Genomic DNA, 21,787 nt, shown 5'->3' with positions numbered 1-21,787 from the left:
AAAAAAACGGGAGACCAATGACGCCCTAAGGAGTTGATTTCAATTTCAATTTAAATAAAAACTACGTTTCCTTCACCGAAATAATTTTCACAGGACAAGCTTTTGCAGCCAGTTCGCAACTTTCGGTTATAGTGTGATCGGGCGATTTAAAAGTAAAAAACCCCTTGGAATTGACGCTTTTAATCAGCACCGATTTTCCATCTTTTTTAGACATTTGAAATTGAATTGGCGCCATTTCCACGCAATAATTACACCCAATACATTTGGCCCGTTGTAGCGTTACAATGACCATTAGGCTTCGACGATTTTATATAATTTGTCCGATAATCGAATGCGAAAAGGTAATTTGAAAGTGCAATTATCGCCTTTCACAGCTTTTTCTGCTGTTACATCATTCACAAACATTTCTGTGATAATCATTTCTTGTGCGCCTGTAGTAGGACCTGTAACCAATATTTTATCTCCAATTTTAATATCGTAAGCTTCGATTTTGAATTGTCCTACTTCGGCTTTTGGGAAATAATGCGTTCCTTTTCCAACATATACTTTTTTCTGAGTTGCCATCGAACCCGAAACATCACTCCATTCGCCCAATTCTTGCCCCAAATAATAGCCAGACCAAAAACCACGATTGTAAACGGTGCCCAATGCTTCCATCCAAACTGCTACTTTTTCTTTAGAAAATGTGCCTTCATAATAACTGTCTATCGCTTCACGGTAGGTTTTTACTACTGTTGCCACATATTCTGGAGCGCGACCACGACCTTCGATTTTCAAAACTTGAATACCAGAATCAATCACTTGGTCAAGAAAATCTAAGGTGCATAAATCTTTTGGCGACAACAAATATTCGTTATCTACTTCAATTTCGAAACCTGTTTCTTGATCGGTAAGAGTATATTTCTTGCGACAATTTTGCTTGCAAGCACCGCGATTTGCCGATGAATTATCCGAATGCAAACTCAAATAACATTTTCCCGAAACCGCCATACACAATGCTCCGTGACCAAATATTTCTATTTCTACCAATTTTCCGTTTGGCCCTTTAATATCTTCTTTGATGATTTGCTCCGTGATATTTTTCACTTGGCGCAAACTCAATTCCCGACTCAAAACCATCGTATCAGCAAAAAGGCTGTAGAATTTTATAGTTTCGATATTAGTAATATTCAATTGGGTTGAAATATGGACTTCCATTCCAATGGTTCTCGCCATCGCAATCACCGCTTGGTCTGACGCAATCACCGCAGTGATATTAGCTTCTTTGGCTTTGGCCAATAATGTTTTCACGACCGATAAATCATGATCGTAAATAATAGTATTTAAAGTTAGATAGGTTCTAATTTTTTTGGCTTTGCAGCGACGGGCAATTTCTTTTAAATCATCTATTGTGAAATTTACTGTGGCTCTGGCGCGCATATTCAATTGCTCAACTCCAAAATATATCGAATCCGCATTATTATCGATTGCTGCTTGAAGCGATTCGAAGCTTCCAGCTGGAGCCATTAATTCAATTTTTCGAATCGTTTTATCTTGTTTCACTAACTTTAATGAAGATTCATTTTCTGATACTGACTTTTTAAAAGTTAAAACATCTGATTTTCCTTTTTTGAAAATTTTATTTCCGTTTTTAATACCTCTACGAATGTCTTTTTTTTCCTCTTCCGAAAGATGAATTACTTCCATACATTCAGCAGAACAACAACCCTCCATAGCGGTTTTGCATTCCTCACATTGGATAAAAAGCAAGTGACAACCTTCATTCACACAATTCGTGTGCACGTCGCAAGGTTTTCCGCATTGATGGCATTGCGAGACAATATCATCAGTAATTCTTTCGCCCAAGCGATGATCAAACACAAAGTTTTTGCCAATAAATTTACTTTCTAAGCCTTCGGCTTTGACTTGGCGGGTGTATTCAATGATTCCTCCTTCAAGTTGATAGACGTTTTCGAAACCTTTGTGTTTGAAATAGGCACTGGCTTTTTCGCATCGAATACCGCCGGTACAATACATCAAAAGTTTTTTGTCTTGTTTGTGTTCTGAAAGTTGATCTTCGATAATGGGTAAAGATTCTCTAAAAGTGTCCACATCGGGTTTTATGGCATTGGTAAAATGACCAATTTCAGATTCGTAATGATTGCGCATATCGACCACAATCGTGTTGGGGTCTTCTAGTAATTCGTTGAATTCTTTGGCTTTGAGATGAATTCCAATGTTGGTCACGTCGAAAGTTTCGTCTTCCAGACCATCGGCAACAATTTTGTCACGGACTTTTATGGTGAGTTTCAGAAAGGAATAATCATCGTGTTCGACGGCGATATTCAATCGAATCCCATTCATAAATTCGTACTTTTCGATAGTGTCTTTGAAAGCATAAAAATTGTCTGCCGGAAGAGATAACTGGGCGTTAATTCCTTCATTGGCAACATAAATTCGGCCTAAAACATCGAGTGGATTCCAAGCAAGAAACAATTCATTCCTGAATTGGGTTGGATTTTGTAAATGCGCATAAGCATAGAAAGACAGTGTGAGTCGCTGTTTTCCGGCGTCATCAATAATGAGGACTCGCTCTTCTGCGCTTAAAGTGTTGTACAGTTGCATGCTATAAACAATTAAGTTGAGAAAAATAGTTGCGCAAAGGTAGAATGTTTACCGCAAAGCCACAAGGTTTATTAAAAACAAAAACCACGAACGAACGTGGTTTTATGGCATTTGTATAAGGAGTTTAATTTATGATAGTACAAATTCCATTGACACATCTGATTTCGTTTGGCGGCAAAGGAACTGAACAATCTGAAATTGCATTCGTTTGAATATTGTGCAAATTGTCTATTTCGTTGTATTTTGTTACCAAATCTTGTAGATGATTCAGGTTGACACTATTTGAAAAAACCAAATAAGTTCTAGGACCTCCACAAGGTTTTGATCCAAAGGCAATATAATTGCAACCGCCACTTTCTGAACAGCTAAAACTGTTGATGTAATTTTGAATTTCTAGCTTTTTGGTTTCTAATTGTGCTGAAGTTATATTTTCAGATGAGTCATTTGTGTCAGTACATTGAAAACTTTGTAACAGGATTGAAAGCACCAATATTTTAAAAAACCACTTCATAATTAGGACAATAAGAGTTGTTTGTAATACTGTAAAGTTAAAAAAAAATTATCACAAAAGAGCAAACGCACAATGATTTATAATTTTATAAAAAGCAAAAAGCACTAAATTAATAGTGCTTTAGGTTAACTTTTTCTAAAAAAATATTAGCAAAACTCGTTGAAAGCGTCTTTCAAGTTGTCAGCAATTAATTCAGCTGGACGACCTTCGATGTGGTGGCGCTCTAACATATGAACTAATTCACCGTCTTTGAACAAAGCAATACTTGGCGAAGATGGAGGAAAAGGAAACATATGTTGTCTTGCAGCATCAACCGCTTCTTTGTCTACTCCTGCAAAAACAGTGATTAAATGATCTGGTTTTTTAGCATTGTCTAAACTCATTGCCGATCCTGGACGTGCATTTCTAGCAGCACAACCGCAAACAGAATTTACAACTACTAATGTTGTTCCTTCTGCATTTATTGCAGCATCAACCGCTCCGGCACTATGTAAATCTTGAAAACCAACTGATGTCAATTCAGCTTGCATTGGTAATACCATTTCTTCTGGATACATATTTTTATATTTTAAGATTATTGTTTGAAAGTTGCAAAGTTACAAAGATTCAAATCAAGTTGTAAGTTTGAATTATAAAGTTTTGTTATAGTTTGATAAGATGGTTTTTCGATGTAGAAAATATTTCCAAAAAGTAACTCTTTATTTTGTTTTTTCTAAAATAACAAGCAACTCTTTACTACTTAAAAAAGAATGCTTTTGGAATACAATCGAAAAATCAGATTCTAAAACAGTAACTGTTGGATAAACCACTTGAGAATTTATGGTAGCTAATGCTGTGGCGAGTTCGTGAATACCTGTATTTTGTCCTTTTGGCTTGAACTGGAATGTATGATTATTAAAATGAATGTCTTTTTTACTTTCGGCATCGAATGAAATAAAGTAAAAATTATCGTTTAAAAAGGTAATTATTTCTGGGTTTTTGAAAGTGGAATTTTCCATCATCTTACAGTAGTTGCACCAAGAAGTATGAATAAAAACCACAAATGGTTTGGGGTTTTCTTTCGATAATTTTTCGACTTCTTCAAAAGAATACGTTTTCAATTGGGCAAAACCAGATGGAATGGCCCAAAAGAAAATTAGTAGTATGTAAAACCATGTTTTCATCTAAAATAAATCAATATTACTCGAACTGACGAGCAAGTATAAAATTTTTTAAAACAAATTATATCGCAATCCAAAAAATCCTCTAATCCCTTGATTAGGGCCGTAAACATAAGTCGTGTCAAATGTTAAACCATAAGGATTGTCAGGTGTTACCAATACTTTTCCGTTCGAATCGTATTGTACATTTTTGTCAAAAGGATCTTCGGTTCTGGAAATTAGGAACGGATTGTTTCGTTTTGGAGTAAAGTTGAGCAGGTTTTTTATTCCAGCATACAATTCAAAGTTTTTCCAGCCTGAATAACTAAATTGAATGTTTTGTAAACTGTACCAAGGCGAATTCGGATTTCTCGGATCAGTATCGCTTAACAACGGTAGTTTCATCGGACTGTATACATTTCCTGTGTAGTCTATGGCTAACTTAATTGGATTGATTTTATACGAAGCCGTCCAAGTTCCTGTGAAATTTTCGGTCAAATAAGGTCGTGTTTTGATGCCATTTTCTACATTGGAAACATCCATATAGGTAGCGCCTAGTATGAATTTTAATCCATTGGTAAAATTAATGTCGGCATTAAAGCTAATCCCTTGGCTCAAAGCATAACCATCGATGTTGTTGTAAATGATTTTGTTGGGATCGGTTTCGTAATCGGAAACAATCTTGTTGCTAAATCGGGTGTAAAACGCAGTGGTTTCAATCCCTAAAAAAGTACCGTTCGGAAAGTATATTTTCTTGATGTAATTCAAATTGGTATTTACTGATTTTTCCGGATCTAGATTGTTGGCAATTACCACTTCGCGCGAACCTGTTAAAGCGGCGTGGTCTTCGGTAAACAAATTGACTACTCTAAAACCTGTTCCAGCATTGAAACGCAAAATATTATCATCATTAATTTTCCATTTATAGGCAAATCTTGGAGTTAAAATATTCCCGTGAATGGAATTGTAATCGTATCGAAGGCCTAAAAGCACTTTGTGTTTTTCGCTAAAAGTAATTTCGTCCTGAACAAAAATCCCAGGAAGCCAAGTTTTTTCGGGATTGTTTTCGTTTAAAATTGTGGTAGATGGCGTGTTGTCATCGTAATACGTATAACGAGAAGCAATTCCGGTCAGCAAATCATTTTTTCCTATTTTCTTGTCCCAAGTGAGTTGCAGAAATCCAATTTTTTGATTGGCAATGTAGGAAGTTGTTCCGTAGCGACTGTCCTGAAAATGCATCGTTCCAGAAAAAGACAGCATTAGTTTTTCGGTTGAGGGCAATTGATAACTCCCTAACAATTCGCCTCTTTTAGTATAAATACTTTCGCCATAAATTTCATCGCCACCACGGTATTTTTTCTCCCAACGCACATCGCCACCCCAACGATCTTCATACATCCCTCGAACGGCAACCGTGAATAATCGATTTTGTTGTCGCGTGAAATTCCATTTGTTAAAAACCGAAATTCTGTTTTGTGATGTTACATCTGTAAATCCATCGGTATCATTGTCAATGGTTTGATCGTAATTGAAATAATTTAGTCCTAAAAGCGAAGTAGTTTTTTTGCCGATATTAAATTTAGCCCCTAAATCGACATTGGTTTCTAGCCAAGAAGTGGTAAATACATCGGCAGAAAACAGGGGAGCATTGCTTGGATTTTTGGTAATAATATTGATTAATCCGCCCACGGCTTCACTTCCATACAAAGAAGAAGCGGGACCTTTCACGATTTCGATGCGTTCCACCAACGAATTTGGAATTCCAGACAATCCATAAACGGTCGATAAGCTACTCACAATTGGCATTCCGTCAATTAGCACTGAAGTATAAGGTCCTTCGAGTCCGTTGATGTGAATGTCGCCCGTGTTGCAAACGCCACAGTTGAGCTGAGGTCGTACTCCGTTGACGTTTTGCAAAGCTTCATAAATACTGGCTGTTGGGTTTTTTTTGAAAAATACAGGCGAATACACTTCAACTGGAACGGTGCTTTCTAGTCGTTTTACGGCCTTTAAGGTTCCCGATACCACGACTTCATTGAGTTCGTTTTCATTGTCTTTTAATTCAAAATCAAGAATAACATTCTCCTTTTCTTTTAGAATAATGTTTTTGGATATGGTTTTCAGGCCAAGAGATGAAATCTGAAATTTATAATTTCCCGCAGGAATATTGTCTATTTTATAAATCCCTAAACTATCGGTTTGGGTTTTGTACTTGGTTTTTAGTATTTCAATAGTTGCTTGTTGCATTTCCTTATTTTCAACAGTAATTCTGCCAGATATAGAAGCCGTATTCTGCGAAAATAGAGTACTAAAAGCGAATATTGTTAATAATAAAAATAAATATTTCATTTGGGTAAATTAATTTTTAGACAAATCTAAAAAAATAATTACTCAAACAAAATTTTTTTGTATATATTTGTCTTAATAATTCAATTTCGGCTATGAGCAAATCTTTAGAAGAAGTAAACCAATCGGTAGCTACACAAAATAAAACCTCGACTTTTAGAAAAATTCTTGCCTTTTTTGGACCTGCTTATTTGATAAGCGTGGGGTATATGGATCCTGGAAATTGGGCCACGGATATAGCTGGCGGAAGTCAGTTTGGATATGCTTTACTTTGGGTTTTACTAATGAGTAATATGATGGCTTTGCTTTTGCAAAGTTTGAGTGCCAGATTAGGGATTGTGACGCAACGCGATTTGGCACAAGCTTCACGAGAAACCTATTCGAAACCGATTAATTACATTCTTTATTTTCTTGCCGAAGTAGCCATTGCCGCTTGTGATCTTGCCGAAGTACTAGGAATGGCTATCGGGATCAATTTATTATTTGATATCCCGCTGATTACTGCTGTTTGGATTACCGTTTTAGATACCTTTTTATTGCTTTTTCTAATTAACAAAGGCATCCGAAAAATGGAAGCTTTTATTATTGTATTGGTTGCAATTATTGGAATTTCCTTTATTTTTCAAATGATTTTTGCGCAACCAGAAATGGGCAAAGTGATGTATGGTTTAATCCCTTCAATGCCCAATTCGGCTGCACTATATATCGCAATAGGAATTATTGGAGCCACGGTTATGCCACACAATTTATACCTGCATTCTTCACTGGTGCAAACTCGAAAATTCGACAGAAGTGTTGCCGGAATTAAGCAAGCTTTGAAATACAATTTAATCGATAGTACAATTGCCCTGAACTTGGCTTTCTTTGTAAATGCAGCTATTTTGATTTTGGCGGCAGCCACATTCTATAAAAACGGAATGTTTGAAGTTGCCGAAATACAGGATGCGCATCAGTTTTTGGCTCCAATTCTAGGCACGAAATGGGCGCCCATTTTGTTTGCCGTTGCATTGATTGCAGCAGGGCAAAGTTCAACAATCACAGGGACTTTGGCTGGACAAATTGTTATGGAAGGCTATCTCAATTTAAGAATTCAACCCTGGGTGCGAAGAATTGTAACTAGGTTAATCGCGATTGTTCCTGCAGTAATTGTTATTTCTATTTTTGGCGAAAGCGTGACCGGAAAACTTTTGATTTTGAGTCAGGTTATTTTGAGTTTGCAATTAGGATTTGCCATTATTCCGTTGATACATTTCGTGAGCGACAAGTCTAAAATGAAGGGTTTTCATATTAGTAAGTTAACTCAAATTGGTTCTTGGATTGTAGCTTTGATTATAGTTTCGCTGAATGTGAAATTAGTATATAATGAAATTTTAGGTTGGCTTGAAACCTCAGAAAACCCAATCATTCTCTGGCTTACGGTAGTTCCTTTAGCTTTTGGATTCTTGATTTTGTTATTATTTATCGTTTTTAAACCGTTTATAACCAAAGCAAAACATGAATTTCTAAATCATACTCCTCACAATTTAGACCTTCAATTCTCTAAAATTGGCACTTATAATACCAAGCGAATTGCCATAACTGTAGATTTCTCTTCGGCCGATGAGGTTGCTATAAACAGCGCTTTCGAGCTAGGCGGTTTGGAAGCAAAATACACCTTGATTCACGTTGTAGAAACTGTAGGAGCAATGGTTTACGGTAAAAATATTGAAGATCAAGAAACCCTAATTGATGCTAAATTATTGGCAGAATACAGGGAAATGCTTTCGCAGAAAGGGTTTAAGGTAAAAACAAAATTAGGTTATGGTAAGCCTAATAATGTGATTCCAGAAATCATCAACAAGGGAAGTTTTGATGTTTTGGTAATGGGAACCCATGGTCACACTGGTTTCAAAGATTTAATTTTTGGCACAACCGTAGATAAATTAAGACACAAGATTTCGATACCTTTGTTTATTGTAAAAAATTAGCAGAAAGTATTAAGATTAAAGTATCAAGTAGTAAGACCTATTCATTGGTAAAGTATTACTTTTTACCTCTTACCTCTAACTTCTAACCTCTAACTTCTAACCTCTAACTTCTAACCTCTAACCTCCAAATGACTTTTTCAGAAGAGAATTATTTAAAAGCGATTTATCATCTTACCACTGTAACTGATGCCGAGGTGAGTACGAATGCCATTGCAGAAACTATGGAAACTAAGGCTTCCTCAGTAACCGATATGTTGAAGAAATTGGCCGAAAAAGATTTGGTGAATTATAAAAAATACCAAGGTGTTTCCTTGACGGACAAAGGGCGACTTTCTGCCAAAATGATCGTGCGAAAACACCGTTTGTGGGAAGTTTTTTTGGTCAATAAATTAAATTTTGCTTGGGATGAGGTTCACGATATTGCCGAACAATTGGAACACATCAAGTCTGAGCAACTCATCAACAAACTAGATGATTTTCTGGGTAATCCCACCGAAGATCCACACGGCGATCCTATTCCAGATGCTCAAGGAAGAATGGTCAAAATGGACAAACAATTACTTTCGGATTTAGCGATAAATCAAACAGGAATTTGTGTAGGAGTAAAAGATTCTTCCGCCGAATTTTTGAAATATTTAGACAAACAAGCCATTTCTTTGGGTTCAAAAATCGAAATTATTTCTAAAGAAAGCTTTGATTTATCTACTAAAATTGTGGTAAACGAGGTAAAAGAATTAACAATTTCGAATAAAATAGCCAATAATCTTTATGTGAAAGTGGGCTACTGACAATTGCAATCCTCACCACAGTTTTTATCGGTTTTTTTCTTTTTGAAAAAGAATTTTCGAACCAAAAAAACAACTGCGATTACCAGGGTTACATATGTTAAAATTTCTTGAAAATTCATAATTTAAGATTGTTTAAGATGCGATTTTTTCTAAAGCAATATAGTTTAAGAATGTACCATTTTTATCAAACATTGGATAGGCCTCAATTTCGCACCAATAGGAATTGCCATTTTTTCGATAGTTTAAAATGACTTCTTTGAATGGTTTTAACTCGGTTAATGCTGTTTTTATTTTTTGTTGGGTGTCTTTAGAAGTAGCTTCGCCTTGAAACATTCTTGGAGATTTCCCCAATATTTCCTTTAGCCTGTAGCCGCTTATTTTAGAAATAGTATTTGTTGCAAACACAATTCTAAAATTTTTATCTGTAACGATAAGTTCTCTGTTTTCTTTTTGAGATTGTTTTAGATAATCTTGTTTTGTATTCCAGTTTGATTGTATTCTACCAAATAAAATAGCATCAGAGAAAGAGTGATTCCTAAATTCCCAAGAGGTCAAAGGCAAACACTTTATTCTTAATTTGCTCGAATACAGAGCACAAGCATTGTCATAATGTTTCATGAAAAATTATTTAAGATTAACAAAAGTACTCCATAAAAGGTCGAAAAGCATAAGAACTCTTTGAAAAGTAAAAACTTGTAATCAATATTAACACTTGTTTGAGAGTAGCTGTTATAATTATTTTTGATTTGCTTTCATAGTACTGATGAATGAGTTCTTGGTAAAACGTATCTATTACAGTAAAAATTAATCATAATAAAAAGGTGTAGTTCGAAAACAAAATTTCTTTTTCATTACCTTGTTTGTTTTTGCTAAACAAAGCAAAAGACTACAAATAATTCAATTTGAATTTTCAGTTACCGGTGAAACCTGCAAAAATTTGTTGTATTCAATATAAAAAAGTGGTTTCAAAATTTTTGAAAACCACTTTTTTTACAATTTATAACCCACCGAAACGTAAAAACTTCTGCCTTCGCCTGGTAATATTCCTGGCCCTGGATAACCGCTAGCTCGACGAGTAGCATAACTTTTATCTAAAATATTGTTAATACCCGATCTAATGTTAAATTTTTTGTAAATTTTGTATTCAGATGAGAAATCCCAAATTTCGTAGCCATTTAAAAGTCCTGTTTGCCCGTTTGCAGACGGAGCAGCAGTATTATTGGAATCGGTAAATATTTTTCCTGACATTTTGTATTGAACAGTTGCTGAAAAGTTATTATTTCCCCAAGACATTCCAAAATTATGGATGTAACGTGGTGCATTTTCAACTCTGTTTCCTGCTAAGTTTGTTTCGGTTATTACAATGTTTGGAGCAGCACCTGATTTTGTAGTTACAGGAAAATCGACATAGCGACTATCGATAAATGACATTGAAGCAAAAACATCTAAATTACCGTATGGCTTGTGAATTCCAAACATTTTGGTAATGTTTAAATCGACAAAACTTTCGATTCCTTTGTTTCGTGTTTCTCCTAAATTGGTTCGGAACAAATAAGTACCTTTACTTGGGTCATTGTCTATAAATTGATTAATACCTCCAACACGATCCTGATAACTTAGGTAAAAAACACTCATATCAAAGTTTAAAAAGCCCTTATAAACCCCGCGATAGCCTATATCTGCGTTAAATCCTCTTGAATCTTTCAGGGCAGGATCAATCACATCTGTTACCGCTGGCGGAGTTAAATCGCTAAACAAAACAGGACGGTAGGCTTGAGATATATTGGCGTAAAAATTAGTTTGTCGTAACTTATATTCAAACCCAACGCCGAAAAGAGGTTGGTTTCTAGTTATGTTTTTTTCTGAAATTGTAACGTCGTTTCCAGAAACAATATCGATTCTACCATTTGATGTAGAATTAATGTGTTCGAAACGCATACCTGGAGTAACGCTAAATTTTTCAGTGATTTTAAATTGATTTTCGGCAAATAGCGCAATATTTTTGGTTGTAAATGTCAAATCAGTTGGGTATCTATTTTCGATACTCATATCAAAATTACTTCCTGTTGTGCCAACACCTTTTTGAAACCGTTCAGTGTTTGCTTTATACAAACGCACACCAAAAGCAAGGTTTTGAGTAGTTTTGCCAAGTTTGTAGCGGTATAAATTTCGATTTTCTATACCTAAATTTTTATAAATATCACTATCTACTCGACGTTTGGCATATTGATTTGTTGTAGTGCTTATTGCATCGACAACATTTGGACCATTTGTAAAACCAACGCTATTTCTTTCACCAATAAGTCCAAAGGCTTTTACAGAGACATCAAAATTAGCATTTACTTTGGTATCGAAATTCAAAGAAAAAATGTTCCAAGGCACTCCAAACCAATTGCGCTCTCTAAATGATTGTCGTGAATTAGATCTAAATTGATCATCGGTCAAACCACCCGGTTGTTGCATATTATAATTTGAATTGGTGTATTCCGCAGCAATTTTTGTTTTGTCAGAAAAACGATATTCCACAAAGGCGTGCGTGTTTCTCGCTGTGAATCTGTTATTTTCACGCCAGCCATCAGCGCTTCTCGAATGATTGTAAACATAGTAAGAGAATTTTTTATATTTTCCACCAATAGCGTTGAAAGAACTTACTAATCCAAAACTGCCGACAGTGTTCTGGGTTTCAAAAGAAAAAGGTTTTTCTTTTTCTCTTTTTAGTACATAGTTGAGCATTCCTCCAAATTGCGGTCCAAATTGTAAAGAAGCGCCGCCACGAACCATTTGAATTGTTTCAACCGCTTCAAGAGGTGGATTGTAATACGCCTCGGGATAGCCAAATACATCTGCAGAAATGTCTACTCCGTTCTGACGCGTATTTAATTCCCAGCTTCTATTAGGGCTTAAACCTCTTACACCCACATTAATTTGTAAACCCGAACCTTCATTTTCCCAAACAGTTACTCCGGGAATTCTGGCAAAAACTTCACGAGCATTATTGTTGGTTAAATTGGCATTAAGATTAGAAAGTTTCAAAACTTCATTTTTTTTACCCGAAAAGAGGATGTTGTCTTTGATTTCTGGCATACGTTCAGGACTTTGTTGTTTGACAACAATAACGACAGTCGATAATTTATTTATGGTATCCTTTTTAACTTCTTGAGCGGAGGTGATTTTTACAAAAAGCAAGCATAAAAGGGCTGCAGATAGATATTTCATTTCTTATTTATTTGTTTTGTCCTGCAAAAATATACATTATTTTTATTTAGACAAAATATAAATAAGGAATTTATTGAAATTTATTTTAATAATTGATACGCGATTAATGCCATAATGTAAGCAAAACTGCTCATAAAAACCAATTGTCCCAAGGGCCATTTCCAACTGTTAGTTTCCTTTTTAGTAACGGCCAAAGTACTAATACATTGCAAAGCGAAAGCATAAAACAGCAATAAGGAAATTCCAGAGGCAAAATTAAATATTTTCTCCCCAGTTTTAGGATTGGTTTCCGTTGCCATTTTGTTACGGATTGTGTTTTCATTATCGCTTCCGCCAACGCTGTATATTGTGGCCAATGTTCCCACAAAAACCTCTCTAGCAGCAAACGAACTGATAATGGCAACACCAATTTTCCAATCGTAACCCAAAGGCGAAATCGCGGGTTCGATAGTTTTTCCCATTAGTCCAATATAGGAGTTTTCTAGTTTATAAGCCGCCACTTTGTTTTCGATTTCTAATACTGAAAGACTTTTGTTTTCCGCTTTTGATGTGATGATCGTTTTGGCATTTCGGAATTTTTCGCTTGGTCCATTAGAAGCCAAAAACCATAAAATAACCGATATTGCCAAGATTATTTTTCCCGCTCCAAAAACAAAAGCTTTCGTTTTTTCGACAACGGTAATCATTACGTTTTTGAACATCGGCAATTTGTAATTGGGCATTTCAACTACAAAGAAGGTTTTGCAATTGAGTTGAAGTACTTTATTGAGCATATAAGCCGAAAGTATTGCCATTCCAAATCCTAAAATATACAACAACATCAGCGTTAAACCTTGTAGATTTAGAATTCCAAAAACATATTTATCAGGAATTACAAGTCCAATAATGATAGCATATACAGGCAATCGTGCTGAACAAGTGGTAAATGGAGTAACCAGAATGGTGATTAATCTTTCTTTCCAGTTTTCGATATTTCGGGTCGCCATAATGGCTGGAATAGCACAAGCTGTTCCTGAAATTAAGGGAACCACGCTTTTGCCGGAAAGGCCAAATCTGCGCATAATTTTGTCCATCAAAAAAACCACACGACTCATATAACCGCTTTCTTCTAGAATTGAAATGAACAAAAACAAAAAAGTAATTTGAGGAATAAACATTAAAATTCCACCAATTCCAGGTATAATTCCCTGAGCAATCAAATTGGTAAAAGCTCCTGGAGGTAGATTTTGATTTGTCAATGAACTCAAACTGGCAAAACTACTATCGATAAAATCCATTGGAATTTTTGACCATTCGAAAATGGATTGAAAAATGCCGAATAAAACCACAAAGAAAATGAGATAACCCCATACTTTATGGGTAAGCACTCGGTCGAGTTTGCTTCTGAAATCGGTTGCTTTTGCCGAATCTACTTTTTGACCAATTTTTAAAGTATTATTTATAAATTGGTAGCGCTTGATGGTTTCTTTTTGTTGTAATTTTTTAAGCTCTGAATTTGTTTTTGTAAACGATTGTTTTTCAAGAGCTTTTCTGTTTAAATCCACAAAATTCACATCTTGTGTTATCACCAACCAAAGTTTGTACAAGGACTGGTTTGGAAACGTTTTTCGAAGTGTATTAAAATAGTCATCATCTATAGAAGACGCATCCAAACATGGTTCTGTCGAAATGGTTTTGTAAGTAGTGATTAGTGTTTTTAGTGCTTCAACACCGATTTTTTTTCGGGAACTTACCAGCACAATTTTCGTTTTTAGTTGTTCTTCAAGAAATGGAATGTCGAGCGAAATTCCTTTGAGTTGCATTCTGTCAATCATATTGATGACAAGAATGGTTGGAATTTCTAAATCTTTTATTTGTGTAAAAAGCAGTAAATTACGTTTCAAATTCTCCACTTCAGAAACCACAACGATAACATCGGGGAACAGTTTGTCTTTTTTGTTGAGTAAAAGTTCAATCACCACACTTTCGTCGGCGGAACTTGCATTCAAACTATAGGTTCCCGGCAAATCGATTACGTTCGCATTGATATTATTAGGTAATTTGCAAAAACCAACTTTCTTTTCGACCGTAATTCCGGGATAATTTCCCACTTGTTGGTTTAATCCTGTAAGCTGATTAAAAACCGAAGTTTTCCCCACGTTTGGATTCCCAATTAAAGCGACATTGATATTTTGCTTGCTCATTTGGAGTTATTTAGTAATGCTATCTACTTCAATTTCACGGGCAGTTTCGATGCGAATAGCTAGATGTGAGCCGTTTATATCTAAATACAAAGGATCACCAAAAGGAGCAATTTGAAGTAATTGGACGGTGTTTCCTGGCAAACAACCCATTTCTAATAATTTTAAAGGAATGACATCGGCATCAAAATCTTTGATGATGGCTTTTTCTCCTTTTTTTAAGCTAGCAATCGTGGTTTTCAATTTCTTATTTAGATTGAATATAGATTACAAAAGTAATGTAAATAAAAGAATAATAAGTGATAATTGTCAGGTTTGGTACTTTTTAGTTATCGCAAAGCCATTTGATGTCTTCAATCAATCGTTGGATTTCCTCTTTTTTGGTTCCGTCATAAAAACCACGAACTCGTTTTTTGGAATCCACGAGCACAAAATTTTCGGTGTGAACCATATCGTATTGCTCTTTGGGTTTTCCTTGTTTTACAGCCAAATAAGATTTCCGTGCCATGGTGTAAATCGCTTTTTTGTCGCCGGTGACTAAGTTCCATTTGGAGACCATCACACCGTTTGTTTTTGCATATTCTTTCAAAACCGAAACGTTGTCAACGTCTGGCATAACCGTAAAGGAAAGCAATTTTACTTTTGGATTATCAAAAAACGCTTTTTGCACATCGACAAGATTTGTTGTCATTCTTGGGCAAATAGATTTGCAAGTGGTGAAGAAAAAATCGGCAACATATATTTTGCCTTCATAGTCTTTTTGAGTGATGGTTTTTCCGTTTTGGTTGGTAAACGAAAAATCGGCAATCGTGTGGTATTTGCTGATGTATTGCACCGTAGAATCCACCAATTCTGGATTCACATCCGATGGATTATATATTGGTAAGGATTTTTTAGGTTTTAATGCAGAATAAAAGAAGGAAATTGTAATGATGGAAAAGACCAATAATACTCCAAAGAATTTTCGATATTTATAGAAAAAGGATTGCATACATAATTATTTGAGACAAAAATACGAAAACCGAATTTTATAAAAGACTTCCTTTTTAAATTCTCGCCTTCCTTGTCGAATAATTAACCAAATACAACCCACACAAAGTGATAGAACCTCCTATTGCAATCGCCGTTGTGAGTGGTTCGCCATAAATTACAGCACCTAGTAAAATCGCTACAATTGGATTAATGTAGGCGTAAATACTATTTATTTCTGCCGGAAGTCTTTGAATCATATAAATATAAGCGATGAAGGTGAGCACGGATCCAATGATGACTAAATACCCAATAGCCCACCAAGAATTTGCAGGAATCGAACTGATATTTACTCCAGTTCCAGTCGCGCCAATAATCGCCAAAGTGATGAAGCTTGAAATCAGCATTTGCAATCCTAAACTGAAATACGGATTAAAACTCGCCGCTTTTTTCCTAGTGTACATAGTTCCAAAAGCCCAAGTAAAAGTAGCAATTAAAGAAATAAAAATACCAAATCTAAAATTAGGTTTCAAAAAATCAGCCAGATGATCGTAGAAAATAACGCAAACTCCTCCAAAACTTATGACTAATCCCAGTATGGATAATCGGGCAATTTTTTCGCCTCTAAAAACAGTAATTAATACAATCCATAAAGGGAAAATGGCTCCAATAATGGCCCCCAAACCACTGCTGATGTATTTCACGCCCCAAGTACTCAGTCCGTTACTCAATACAAAATTAAGAATGCTTAGAATGATTATTGCTTTCCATTGTTTGCCCTTTGGCCAAGGTGTTTTTTTGTATAAAAAGAAACCAACATACAGGATTCCGCCAATGAATTGTCTAATTCCCGCAAGTTGCAAAGCGGGCATATGTTTCACGCCTTCTTTGGATGCCAGCCAAGTCGTTCCCCAAAAAAAGCTCACCCAACATAAAGCTAGAATGGGTAATCCAATGGCGTTAATCTTGGATAAAAAAGCGTTTTTTATTTTAGTTCTCAATTTATAAATGGGGTTTTGCAAAAGTATATTCCAAAACATTTTCGATTTTAGTACTCAAAATGGTCTTTCCTGAAATTGAGTTTTCAGCATTAAATTCCGGTAAATCCAAATTCAAATCAATCGCTTTCTGCGTATAATATTCCTTTCGGCTCGGATGAAAAGGAGCCACAGCATTGAAGGTGTCGTTCCATTCTGATTTGTCATTCTGTCCCGAAACTTCGGGAGTACGAAGAATTTTTATAACGATACCAATGCAATCCTCTTGATGAATTAAATTTATGGGAGCATTTGGGTTTTCAATGTTTTTTCTTCCAGCCAAGAATTTTATTGGATGTCGGTCTTCGCCAATTAATCCGCCAAAGCGCAAAATAGTGGTTTTAAAGTTCGAATTACTTTGCAAAAGTTGCTCGGATTGCACTAATTGTTTGCCGCTTTCCGTGTCGGGATTTAATTCCGTTTCCTCTGTCACACTGAGCGCAGTCGAAGTGTCGCCATAAACGGAAGTTGAACTGATAAAAAGCACATTTTCAATAGAGGAGTTTTCTATACTTGGAATCAGATTTTTAATCTTTTCAACGAATGTCTTCCTGAGTGCAGTCGAAGGATCAGTTGCTGAACCACGAAGTTTTGGTGGAATATCGATAATTAAAATAGTCGAATTTTCTAAAAAATCATTGAGATTCCCAACCGTTTCATTTTCTGAAAGTGCAATTAAATAAGGCTGAATTCCTAAATTTTCCAAAACCGAAATTTTTTCAACAGAAGTCGTCGAACCTTTTACGGAAAAATCATTTTCCAATAAGGCTTTCGCCAATGGCAAACCCAACCAACCACAACCAAGAATACTAATTTGAGTCATCGTAAAAAAATTGATTCCTCAAAAGTAGTTTAAATGTTAGCCATTTAAAAATCGATATGTTTTAAGATTTCTTTCTTTTTTCCTGTTCCTTTAAAATGGTTTCCAAATAAGGTTCGGTAACTTTTTCGATTTCACTTTCGGCAATAGTCAAGGCTTTTGGATTTTCTACAAGTTGCAACCAAGGTTTTGGTTTGCCAAAAGGATAACTTCCAAATACTATAACTGGTGTTCCCTTGAATTTTACGTTTTCATCGTCGACCAACACCCATTGATCCGCCCATTTATATAAATATTTAGCATCTTTTTCGAGTAACCTCAAGCAGGAATGCGAGGCTGGATAACCTGGTAAATCGTATTGATGAAAGCCAACTCCCTTTTTGTTTTCGATGTTGAAATTCCAAAGTAATTTCCATTCATCATCAAAGGTGCTAATGGTTTCTTCTGCTTTCCAATTGGTAAAAAATAATCCTGTGGGAGTTTGATCTTTTTTTCGACCCATATTCGTTGGGCCAGTATAAATCAAAACACCGTTTTCATAAGCCGCAAAAGTTTGAGTTGGATAAGAGAAGAAAAGAATTTTATCCACATCCACCAAATAGGGAACTTCAACGGGGAAAGGCAAATAAAACGCAATGTCGCCACTCCTATCCGTTGGAATAATCACGGAATCCATTTTGGTAAAAAACGTTTTATCGGTTCTGTTTACGGCAATGACAATTTCTAAGTCTGCGGCATTTTTGTTGATTTTCAACCACTCTTTGGTGTTTTCCAAAGTATACGTAACCGCTTTGGGTGCTTTTCGAATGGGTGCTTTTTTGACAATTTTATAGGTTTGTTGCGAATTTTCAGCTTCTGCTTTTTTGCAAGAGAATGAGGTAAGTGTTAATATAATTCCGAATATTACAATCAATTTTTTCATAACATTTTTCTTTTATGTAAAAGTGATGGAATAAACAGAATAAATTGTTACATAATTATGGGGGAATGTTGTAGGTTTTACGGGTATGAAATGTCGCAGAGTCTCGTTTATTAATAGTTCCTATTTTTTATCTGTTTTAATAATATTACAATCTAATGCCATTTTTTCAAGTATAGAAAATGTGTTTTCATCTTCTTCACTTTCATATTCTTTATTATGTTTAATAGTAAATTCAATTAACCAGTGAGTGAAATACAAAGCAACAAAAGCATTTTTATCATAACAGATTAATGCGGATTCTTTATAAGTTGGAAATAGACTAGGTCCATTTTTTCCATCTGAAGTACGAAACGAAATCAATTGACTGACTTTTGGCTTTCCAAAATGAGCAACTTCAGAAAGTTCTCTATATAATACTTTTGCAACCTCTTTAAACACATTGTTGACCTTTGGTGTTTGTCCAATAAGTATTTTGAGAGGTAAACTGTCGATTTCGTGTAATCTTGTTAGCTTTTCAAGTTGCTTTCTTATTAAAGTATAAGCTTCGATTAAATCCCCAGAAAGGATTAACTCGTTTATTATGTAATGTGATCTTATATAGGAAATGGCAATATTTAATTGATATAAAAATTCTTTTGTCGGCTCTTCATACTTTCCAACTAGTTTTTTTGCTACTAAATTAATTAGACCATCTAAAGTTATTCTGAAGCTATAGTGAACTTCAGTTTCATTTGTTTCAAAGGCTTTTTTTACAATTGCCCGAGTTTTGTCAGCCTGTTCTTGATATAATAATGCGGCTTCCAAATTGATTTAGTTCGATTTTCCATTGATTCTTAATTTCATCAAGCTTTGTTCAAATGATTCATATTTGTGACCACACATTATTACGGCTTCCTCAAACTGTCCTTTTGAATCCCCAAACTATCTTTTTCAATGGCATTCCTAACTTTCACAGCAATGGGTTTTACCAATCTTGGCGATGGTTTAATTTTCTCTTTAATTACAACTGCATCATTCAAAATAAAAGGTGTTGGCATCATCCAATCGGCTCTTTTTGCCATTGGAAAAAGAGGATTATTCATCAAATCGAAAGAGCTTTCCATTAAATCCAAATCCAAAATGCTGGTAGCGGCAACACTGAATTCAATTTCCAACGGCAATTGATCGACCACATAATAACTCAACAATTTCTTGCCTTTTCGTTCGTATTTGGAACCTTTTTGTCCCAACAACGTCAAACCATTGGCCTTGAAATTCTGAAAAACTAGATTTTTATTGGCAAAAACATCGTAGCGATTCACTTTTCGGGTTGGAGTGATTCGGATTTTCAAATAGCGATTACCGCCAACAACGCTGTCTTTCAGGAATTCTACAATGGGTCTCGAAAGGGTTTTCATTGGCGCATCGGCAGAGAAAGTGAATTCTGTTTTGTATTTGCTGGGTAACGAAATGGAGCTTAGAATTTTGGCGTCTTTTGGGTTTTGACCTAAATAAGTTTTCGTCCATTCGTCCAGATTGGTGTCGTAAGTAGCCCAAGTTGCTTTGTTTTTGTCAGCATCCAAAACATAGACCAAACTATTGGATTTGGCTTTGCCCAATTCATAGCCGGATTCATAATGTGCTTTGGCAAAAAAGCCAATTGACAATACTAAAAAAATCACAGAAGCCATTCCTTTTCGCATAAACGAACCAAAAATAGGTAGCAATAAACCAAAGGTCAAAGCGGTGAGAATGGCACTTCCAAATAATACTTTCAATCCTAAACCTATTGGGAACATTTGGATAAACGGTGCGATAAGCAACAAAGCGGGAATGCTCAAAAACAGGTTCAAAATCCATTTTGACCTTTGTGTTAATACAAATGAAGTCAACATCAGCAATCCTGCAAAAGCGGGAATAATCAAGAATCCGGCACCTTTTAAGAAGAATGCGATGAATCCGTTGATCAGAATCCAAAAGAATAAGGGCGCAACCGAATGATTCATCGTTACTTTTTTGGCAGAAAAACGTTGGTAAAAAGCAAAACAAATCGACAAAGTCAACAGCGTGAAAGCGGCAACATAATCGTGTCCATTATAGGTAAATCCGTTGAGCAAATCGTTGTATTGTGGGTAAATTATCAATAATAATTTCCATCCCAAAAACGTGATTAATCCCGAAACGATTAACGAACCCAAAAACGGAATAAATCCCTTTGCGATTTCATTGAGGAATAAAATTCTTTTGGCAATTCCGAAAAATAGTAAAATCAGCAAAAGCCCAAAAGCGATGATTACCATTGGTAAAACCCAACTAAACGGGTAGCTTATGAAGCTAAATGGAATCGAAAAATAGACATCATCTTCAGTGGTTTGTGTCGTATTTAAATCAGCATTCGAAAAATAATCCAACAGCGGCATCAAATATTTTCCTTGATGTGTCAAGGTTTTCTTACTCAAATGATTAACATCGTCCTGAGCCGTGTGGTAATTGTAATGTCCGTCTATAAAGGCAAAATTGTAGCCTTGAATATTGCCTTGTTCTCTAAAAATAGTTAAATCGGTGTCGTTGGGCAACATTTTATAAATGCTGTACATCAAGGAATTCGAAACCGAATATTTGGCATTGGCGGCCGAGAATTGGTTGACCAATCCAGCATTTCCAGCATTGGTTTCCATCAACATATAACTTGGTCCCGAAGAACCTCGTGCTTCAAAATTCAAGACCAAACCCACTTCTTTAGCCCAATTGTGTTGGGTTACAAAAAGCGCCGCACCATTCAAACCCAATTCTTCGGCATCTGTAAACAGAATAATAATGTCGTTCTGGTGTTGTTTTTTGTTGTAAGTAAAAGCACGAACACTTTCGAGAATCGTTGCCACGCCAGAACCTGCATCGCTAGCTCCTTTTGAATAGGAATGTGGCGCGCTGTCATAATGCGAAAGCAGGAGCAAGGCTTTGTTGCTATTTGTTCCCTTAATTCGAGACAAGATGTTTTTGCATTTGGTCAATGTTCCCCAATCTGAAAAAGAATAACCTTCTTGAATGGAAGTTTCTAACCCCATATTTTGGAGTTCTTCTACCAAATAATTAGCCACGACCTCGTGATTTTCGGAACCCACAAAATGTGGTTTTTGCGAAATGTTTTTCACTTGTTCTAAAGCTCTTTTGGTCGAAAACTCAGCAAGTGGAGCATCGTCATCGGATGTCCATTGGGGCATCATCGCGAAGAATGTAAATCCAAGGAATCCAAGGATAAACAATACGGATAAAATGGAGGAATAATTTTTTTTCATAGGGATAGAATTG

The 21,787-nt window shown here is 35.6% G+C and carries 19 protein-coding genes and 1 pseudogene; 2 read left to right on the top strand and 18 right to left on the bottom strand.

Annotation, left to right across the window (positions count from 1 at the left end; all coding sequences use genetic code 11):
• Positions 1-61: 61 nt before the first annotated feature.
• The 7 genes and pseudogenes from FNW17_RS00290 to FNW17_RS00265 form a co-directional block, all read right to left on the bottom strand.
• Positions 62-292, bottom strand: a complete 231-nt coding sequence (locus FNW17_RS00290; protein ID WP_143390479.1) for a ferredoxin — start codon at positions 290-292, stop codon at positions 62-64.
• A complete protein-coding gene (locus FNW17_RS16215; protein WP_185965256.1) occupies positions 292-1,506 on the bottom strand; it encodes a peptidase U32 family protein in 1,215 nt (404 codons plus the stop codon). Before FNW17_RS16215 ends, FNW17_RS00290 begins: the two co-directional genes overlap by 1 nt.
• A 63-nt stretch (positions 1,507-1,569) precedes the next feature.
• Positions 1,570-2,604 (bottom strand): annotated as a pseudogene (gene trhO / locus FNW17_RS16210) (oxygen-dependent tRNA uridine(34) hydroxylase TrhO); the annotation flags it as partial.
• A 124-nt stretch (positions 2,605-2,728) separates the two neighbouring features.
• The gene (locus tag FNW17_RS00280) at positions 2,729-3,115 is read right to left on the bottom strand and encodes a hypothetical protein (RefSeq protein WP_143390481.1); all 387 of its coding nucleotides are present in this window, start codon (positions 3,113-3,115) and stop codon (positions 2,729-2,731) included.
• A 146-nt stretch (positions 3,116-3,261) separates the two neighbouring features.
• Complete coding sequence (locus FNW17_RS00275) at positions 3,262-3,672, bottom strand: BrxA/BrxB family bacilliredoxin (RefSeq protein ID WP_144070604.1); 411 nt, start codon at positions 3,670-3,672, stop codon at positions 3,262-3,264.
• Between the two features lie 141 nt (positions 3,673-3,813).
• Entirely contained in the window at positions 3,814-4,278 is a 465-nt protein-coding gene (locus FNW17_RS00270) for a thioredoxin family protein (protein WP_144070603.1), read from the bottom strand.
• Between the two features lie 48 nt (positions 4,279-4,326).
• Positions 4,327-6,603, bottom strand: coding sequence for a TonB-dependent receptor (locus FNW17_RS00265; RefSeq protein ID WP_144070602.1), 2,277 nt, complete (start codon positions 6,601-6,603; stop codon positions 4,327-4,329).
• Between the two features lie 92 nt (positions 6,604-6,695).
• Here FNW17_RS00265 and FNW17_RS00260 point away from each other — a divergent pair, with 92 nt between their 5' ends.
• A complete protein-coding gene (locus FNW17_RS00260; RefSeq protein WP_143390485.1) occupies positions 6,696-8,567 on the top strand; it encodes an Nramp family divalent metal transporter in 1,872 nt (623 codons plus the stop codon).
• Positions 8,568-8,695: 128 nt separating this feature from the next.
• On the top strand, positions 8,696-9,355 hold the full coding sequence (locus FNW17_RS00255) for a metal-dependent transcriptional regulator (RefSeq protein WP_143390486.1): 660 nt from the start codon (positions 8,696-8,698) through the stop codon (positions 9,353-9,355).
• Here the strand turns inward: FNW17_RS00255 and FNW17_RS00250 are convergent.
• The 11 genes from FNW17_RS00250 to FNW17_RS00200 all read right to left on the bottom strand — a co-directional run bounded on the left by FNW17_RS00250 (position 9,349) and on the right by FNW17_RS00200 (position 21,774).
• Positions 9,349-9,474, bottom strand: a complete 126-nt coding sequence (locus FNW17_RS00250; RefSeq protein ID WP_143390487.1) for a FeoB-associated Cys-rich membrane protein — start codon at positions 9,472-9,474, stop codon at positions 9,349-9,351. The genes FNW17_RS00255 and FNW17_RS00250 overlap by 7 nt on opposite strands.
• A gap of 13 nt (positions 9,475-9,487) precedes the next feature.
• Positions 9,488-9,973 (bottom strand): PAS domain-containing protein, encoded by a 486-nt coding sequence (locus tag FNW17_RS00245; protein ID WP_143390488.1) that lies wholly within the window; start codon positions 9,971-9,973, stop codon positions 9,488-9,490.
• A gap of 372 nt (positions 9,974-10,345) precedes the next feature.
• The gene (locus FNW17_RS00240; protein ID WP_143390489.1) at positions 10,346-12,571 is read right to left on the bottom strand and encodes a TonB-dependent receptor family protein; all 2,226 of its coding nucleotides are present in this window, start codon (positions 12,569-12,571) and stop codon (positions 10,346-10,348) included.
• An 80-nt stretch (positions 12,572-12,651) separates the two neighbouring features.
• A complete protein-coding gene (gene feoB, locus FNW17_RS00235; protein WP_143390490.1) occupies positions 12,652-14,754 on the bottom strand; it encodes a ferrous iron transport protein B in 2,103 nt (700 codons plus the stop codon).
• 6 nt (positions 14,755-14,760) lie between these two features.
• Entirely contained in the window at positions 14,761-14,994 is a 234-nt protein-coding gene (locus FNW17_RS00230) for a FeoA family protein (protein WP_143390491.1), read from the bottom strand.
• A gap of 82 nt (positions 14,995-15,076) precedes the next feature.
• Positions 15,077-15,742, bottom strand: a complete 666-nt coding sequence (locus FNW17_RS00225; protein WP_143390492.1) for an SCO family protein — start codon at positions 15,740-15,742, stop codon at positions 15,077-15,079.
• Between the two features lie 55 nt (positions 15,743-15,797).
• Complete coding sequence (locus tag FNW17_RS00220) at positions 15,798-16,721, bottom strand: DMT family transporter (RefSeq protein ID WP_235893225.1); 924 nt, start codon at positions 16,719-16,721, stop codon at positions 15,798-15,800.
• A gap of 1 nt (position 16,722) precedes the next feature.
• On the bottom strand, positions 16,723-17,580 hold the full coding sequence (locus FNW17_RS00215) for an NAD(P)H-binding protein (RefSeq protein ID WP_144070600.1): 858 nt from the start codon (positions 17,578-17,580) through the stop codon (positions 16,723-16,725).
• Between the two features lie 61 nt (positions 17,581-17,641).
• Positions 17,642-18,499 carry a L,D-transpeptidase gene (locus tag FNW17_RS00210; protein ID WP_144070599.1) on the bottom strand — a complete coding sequence of 286 codons (858 nt, stop codon included), beginning with the start codon at positions 18,497-18,499 and terminating at the stop codon, positions 17,642-17,644.
• A 120-nt stretch (positions 18,500-18,619) separates the two neighbouring features.
• Positions 18,620-19,303, bottom strand: a complete 684-nt coding sequence (locus tag FNW17_RS00205) for a hypothetical protein (protein ID WP_144070598.1) — start codon at positions 19,301-19,303, stop codon at positions 18,620-18,622.
• An 80-nt stretch (positions 19,304-19,383) separates the two neighbouring features.
• Positions 19,384-21,774: a M20/M25/M40 family metallo-hydrolase gene (locus FNW17_RS00200; protein ID WP_235893224.1), complete on the bottom strand. Its 2,391-nt coding sequence runs from the start codon at positions 21,772-21,774 to the stop codon at positions 19,384-19,386.
• Positions 21,775-21,787 lie beyond the last annotated feature (13 nt).

This window comes from Flavobacterium franklandianum (genome assembly GCF_007097365.1).
In the GTDB taxonomy this organism is placed as follows: Bacteria; Bacteroidota; Bacteroidia; order Flavobacteriales; family Flavobacteriaceae; genus Flavobacterium; species Flavobacterium franklandianum.
Note: the sequence above shows the minus strand (reverse complement) of the source record. Positions and strands in the feature narration are given on the sequence as shown.

Coding starts and splice junctions, on each gene's coding strand:
- FNW17_RS00290 (WP_143390479.1), bottom strand. CDS start 292: ATGGTCATTGTAACGCTACAACGGGCCAAATGTATTGGGTGTAATTAT.
- FNW17_RS16215 (WP_185965256.1), bottom strand. CDS start 1,506: ATGGCTCCAGCTGGAAGCTTCGAATCGCTTCAAGCAGCAATCGATAAT.
- FNW17_RS00280 (WP_143390481.1), bottom strand. CDS start 3,115: ATGAAGTGGTTTTTTAAAATATTGGTGCTTTCAATCCTGTTACAAAGT.
- FNW17_RS00275 (WP_144070604.1), bottom strand. CDS start 3,672: ATGTATCCAGAAGAAATGGTATTACCAATGCAAGCTGAATTGACATCA.
- FNW17_RS00270 (WP_144070603.1), bottom strand. CDS start 4,278: ATGAAAACATGGTTTTACATACTACTAATTTTCTTTTGGGCCATTCCA.
- FNW17_RS00265 (WP_144070602.1), bottom strand. CDS start 6,603: ATGAAATATTTATTTTTATTATTAACAATATTCGCTTTTAGTACTCTA.
- FNW17_RS00260 (WP_143390485.1), top strand. CDS start 6,696: ATGAGCAAATCTTTAGAAGAAGTAAACCAATCGGTAGCTACACAAAAT.
- FNW17_RS00255 (WP_143390486.1), top strand. CDS start 8,696: ATGACTTTTTCAGAAGAGAATTATTTAAAAGCGATTTATCATCTTACC.
- FNW17_RS00250 (WP_143390487.1), bottom strand. CDS start 9,474: ATGAATTTTCAAGAAATTTTAACATATGTAACCCTGGTAATCGCAGTT.
- FNW17_RS00245 (WP_143390488.1), bottom strand. CDS start 9,973: ATGAAACATTATGACAATGCTTGTGCTCTGTATTCGAGCAAATTAAGA.
- FNW17_RS00240 (WP_143390489.1), bottom strand. CDS start 12,571: ATGAAATATCTATCTGCAGCCCTTTTATGCTTGCTTTTTGTAAAAATC.
- feoB (WP_143390490.1), bottom strand. CDS start 14,754: ATGAGCAAGCAAAATATCAATGTCGCTTTAATTGGGAATCCAAACGTG.
- FNW17_RS00225 (WP_143390492.1), bottom strand. CDS start 15,742: ATGCAATCCTTTTTCTATAAATATCGAAAATTCTTTGGAGTATTATTG.
- FNW17_RS00215 (WP_144070600.1), bottom strand. CDS start 17,580: ATGACTCAAATTAGTATTCTTGGTTGTGGTTGGTTGGGTTTGCCATTG.
- FNW17_RS00210 (WP_144070599.1), bottom strand. CDS start 18,499: ATGAAAAAATTGATTGTAATATTCGGAATTATATTAACACTTACCTCA.
- FNW17_RS00200 (WP_235893224.1), bottom strand. CDS start 21,774: ATGAAAAAAAATTATTCCTCCATTTTATCCGTATTGTTTATCCTTGGA.